At 70.3% G+C, this 4,034-nt stretch carries 4 protein-coding genes; all 4 read left to right on the top strand.

What is annotated here, in order from left to right; genetic code table 11:
• The coding region (gene dacB, locus LQV45_RS19820) for a D-alanyl-D-alanine carboxypeptidase/D-alanyl-D-alanine-endopeptidase (RefSeq protein ID WP_230008478.1) at nucleotides 1–1,059 on the top strand (1,059 nt) is incomplete at its 5' end.
• A gap of 135 nt (nucleotides 1,060–1,194) precedes the next feature.
• The gene (locus LQV45_RS19815) at nucleotides 1,195–2,355 is read left to right on the top strand and encodes a zinc-dependent metalloprotease (protein ID WP_374208252.1); all 1,161 of its coding nucleotides are present in this window, start codon (nucleotides 1,195–1,197) and stop codon (nucleotides 2,353–2,355) included.
• A gap of 98 nt (nucleotides 2,356–2,453) precedes the next feature.
• Entirely contained in the window at nucleotides 2,454–3,488 is a 1,035-nt protein-coding gene (tilS, locus tag LQV45_RS19810; RefSeq protein WP_230008479.1) for a tRNA lysidine(34) synthetase TilS, read from the top strand.
• 30 nt (nucleotides 3,489–3,518) lie between these two features.
• Nucleotides 3,519–4,034: hypoxanthine phosphoribosyltransferase (gene hpt, locus LQV45_RS19805; protein WP_230008476.1), on the top strand; the 516-nt coding region annotated here is incomplete at its 3' end.

The following is a 4,034-nucleotide window of genomic DNA, read 5'->3' as shown; positions in this document are numbered from 1 at the left end:
CTGCGGGTCCTGGGCCCCGACCGCCGCTTCAGCACCCGGGTGCTGGCAGGGCCGACCCCCGGCTCGGTGGTCCTGACCGGCGGAGGCGATGTCCTCCTGGGCGCCGGGGAATCGGCCCCGGGCGCCGTTCTGGGCCGCGCCGGGCTGACCACGCTCGCGAAGGCCACTATCGATGCCCTCAAAGCCGGCGGCGTCACCGGCACGGTGAACGTCCTGCTGGATGACTCCCTCTTCAGCGGCCCCTCGCTCAGCCAGGCGTGGAGCCCAGAGGACGTCGCCGCCGGGGAGATGGCCCCGCTGTACCCGCTGGCGCTGAACTCCGCGAGGTTCGATCCCGCCAAGACCACCGGACCCCGCCCGCAGGACGCCGCCATGACCGCCGCCGAGGTGTTCGCCGCCCGGCTCACGGCGGCCGCGGCGGCCGGGGGGCTGTCCGTTGCCCCCGGCGTCGCCCGGGGCCGGACCGGTGACGCGCCGGAGGGCGGGCACGCCAAAGTCCTGGCCGAGGTCCAGTCCGCCACGGTGGGGCAGCAGGTGGACATGATGCTGCAGACCTCGGACAACTACCTCGCCGAGGTGATGGGACGGATGACCGCCCTCGGCGTCGGCCGGCCCGGCAGCAGCGACGACGCCATTGCCGCCGTGCTGCAGCAGGTCAAGGACATGGGCGTTCCCACTGACTCGCTCCGGGCCGCGGACGTCTCCGGCCTTGCCCTGGCCAACCGGGTCTCGGCCCGGCAGCTCACGGACGTGGTCCGGGCCATGACCTCGGGCACGGACCCCCGGCTGCGCGCCGCCCTGAGCGGGTTCCCGGTCGCCGGGCTCACCGGCACCCTGGGGGACCGCTACACGGATGCGGCCTCGGCCGCGGGCGCCGGGCTGGTCCGCGCCAAGACGGGCACACTGAACACGGTCATTGCGCTTAGCGGTTCCGTGGTCGACGCCGACGGCCGGCTCCTGGTCTTTTCCTTCGTCGGCAACGGGCTGACCCCCGGTGCCGCGAACAAAGCCGCACTGGACCGCTCCGCCGCCGTCCTCGCCGGCTGCGGCTGCCGCTGACAGCGCGGGCCGGCCCGGACCCCGCGCCGGTCTGGCCCTTCGCGCCGGTCTGGCCCTTCGGCCCGGGGTCACGGAGCCCCGGCCGGTTCGCCGGTCAGCGAAAATTAAGGCGCATTGTCGGGGCCCTGTGATCTGATGGACCCCATGGAGTCCTCTGCAAGCGAGACATCAAGCGAGACATCACCCAAGACGCCGAGTGCGGCATCGGTCCAGGTCCCGGATCTCATCAACTGGGAGCTCGCCGCGTCCACGGCAGCCCGGCTGACGCCGGCAGGCCCCGTCCTGGGCAGCGCCGAGATCGGCGCCGCCGTCGAAAATCTGCGGCTCATGGCGGACATTTCCGTGCCGCACGTCCACCACATCACCGGACTGGACGCCGCCCGGGACCTGCGCGACTCCGAGGTCCTCGTCGTGGACCGGGCCTCATGGGCCAAGGCCAACACGCAGAGCTTCGCCGTCATGCTCAAGCCCGCCATGGGAAAGCTGCTGGAGGGCCGTGGTTCCCTCAGCCCCGGAGCTGCCGGGGTCAGCGCGGCCATCACCGGCAGCCAGCTCGGCGCCATCCTGGCCTTCCTTTCGAGCAAAGTCCTGGGCCAGTACGATCCCTTCTCCGCGCTGGCCGAAAACTCCACGGCCCCCGCTTCCGGACGGCTGCTGCTCGTAGCGCCGAACATCATCTCCGTGGAACGCGAACTGAAAGTCGAACCCGCGGACTTCCGGCTCTGGGTCTGCCTCCACGAACAGACCCACCGGGTGCAGTTCGCCGCCGCACCGTGGCTGCGGCACCACATGCTCCAGGAGATCGAAAACCTCAGCGGACTGTTGCTGGGCAATGTCGATTCCCTGATGGAACGGGCCTCGGCGGCCGCGAAATCGCTGAAGGACCGCGCGGCACCCGGCGCCGCGCCCGGACGGGGCGCCATCCTGGACCTGCTCCAGAACCCGGAGGAAAAGGCGGCCCTGTCCCGCCTGACTGCGCTCATGAGCCTGCTCGAGGGTCACGCCAATGTGGTCATGGACGCCGTGGACGCCAGCATCGTTCCCTCGGTGAAGACCATCCGGCAACGTTTCAACGACCGAGGCCAGGACCGCGGCATGATCGAGAAATTCATCCGCAACCTGCTCGGCCTCGACGCCAAGATGCGCCAGTACAGTGACGGCGCCAAGTTCGTCCGGGAAGTGGTGGCCGCCGCCGGCATGGCAGGCTTCAACAGAGTCTGGGAGTCCGCGGACCACCTCCCCAGCGAACCCGAGATCCACGACTCCAGGCTCTGGCTCGACCGGATGGGCCTCTAGCCGCCATGACTGCCCCCGATGGCGCCGGCTCTACCTCGATTTCCAGCGGACGACGCCGGCCCGGCCGCCTCGCGCCGGTGGTCGGCACGGCACGAAAAATGCTGCAGGACGCCCTCGCCGCGGCCGGCTACCCGGACCGCGTCCTGGTAGCCTGCAGCGGCGGACCGGACTCGCTGGCTCTCGCCGCCGTCGCCGCCTATTTCGGGCGCCGGGGCCACGTGGACGGCCATTTTGTCTCTGTCGGCGCCGTCGTCGTGGACCACCAGCTGCAGCCGGGCTCGGCCGGGGTCGCGGCCACCACGGCCCGCACCCTCGAGGAGCTCGGGCTCTCTCCCGTGACGATCCGGACTGTCGACGTCGCCTCCAGCGGCGCGGGCCCAGAGGCCGCCGCCCGGGACGCCCGCCATGCTGCCCTTGAGGCCGCCGCGGACGAGGCAGGTGCAACCGCCATCCTGCTCGGCCACACCCTCGATGACCAGGCCGAACAAGTGCTCCTGGGCCTGGCGCGCGGGTCGGGCACCCGGTCCCTCGCCGGGATGCGGCCGGCCCGCGGCCGGCTGCTGCGCCCGTTCCTGGGCCTGCGGCGCGCGGACACCCTGGAGATCTGCCGGGTGGAGGACCTGGAGCCCTGGCACGACCCGTCCAACACCGATCCCGTGTACGCGCGTTCCCGGACCCGGGTTGAGGTGCTGCCCCTGCTGGAGGACAAGCTTGGCCCCGGCGTTGCCGAATCGCTCGCCCGCACGGCCGCGATCCTGCAGCTCGACGCCGATTACCTGGAGGACGTGGCGAACGACACTTTCGAGCGGCTGCGCCAGCAGACAGGGGAGGAGATCAGCCTTCCGGAGGCCGGGCTGAGGGACCTGGCCCCGGCCGTGAGGTTCCGGGTGATCGCCAAGGCCGCCGCCGCCGTCGGCGGTCAGCAGCCCAGCTACCAGCGGCTGCTCGCGGCGGAAGCGCTCCTGCGCCGGCAGGGATCGGCCGGCCCGGTGGAGCTTCCCGGCGCGGTCAGCGTCTACCGGCTCTCGCTCGCGCAGCTCCTTGCGGCGGAGCTGTCCGCCGCAAGTGTTCCCCGCGAAGCCGCCCGCTGTGGGAAGCTTGTATTCCGGCCTCAACAGCCGCCCCGAAATTAGTCGCACCCCGCATCTACACAGGAGCCATTGGTGGATTCAAACGACGTCCAGGCAGACCTCAAACACGTTCTCTACACCAAGGAACAGATCCAGCAACGGATCACCGAACTCGCGGCGCAGATCGACAAGGACTACGAGGGCCGCGACCTCCTGATCGTCGGCGTGCTCAAGGGCGCCGTCATGGTCATGGCGGATCTGGCCCGTGCGCTGCACACCCACGTCTCCATGGACTGGATGGCCGTGTCCTCGTACGGCTCGGGCACGCAGTCCTCAGGCGTCGTCCGTATCCTGAAGGACCTCGACACCGACCTCATGGGCAAAGACGTCCTGATCGTCGAGGACATCATCGATTCCGGTCTCACGCTGTCCTGGCTCAAGACGAACCTGGAATCCCGCGGCACGGCGTCGGTGGAAATCTGCACCGCCTTCCGCAAGCCGACGGCCGCCAAGGTCAAGATCGACGTCAAGTACGTCGGCTATGACATCCCCAACGAGTTCGTGGTGGGCTATGGCCTGGACTACGCCGAGAAGTACCGCAACCTGGAC

Source organism: Microbacterium sp. Bi128, assembly GCF_918698205.1.
The sequence above is the reverse complement of the archived record's forward strand: the minus strand, read 5'-3'. Positions and strand labels throughout refer to the sequence as shown.

Coding starts and splice junctions, on each gene's coding strand:
- tilS (WP_230008479.1), top strand. CDS start 2,454: ATGCTGCAGGACGCCCTCGCCGCGGCCGGCTACCCGGACCGCGTCCTG.
- LQV45_RS19815 (WP_374208252.1), top strand. CDS start 1,195: ATGGACCCCATGGAGTCCTCTGCAAGCGAGACATCAAGCGAGACATCA.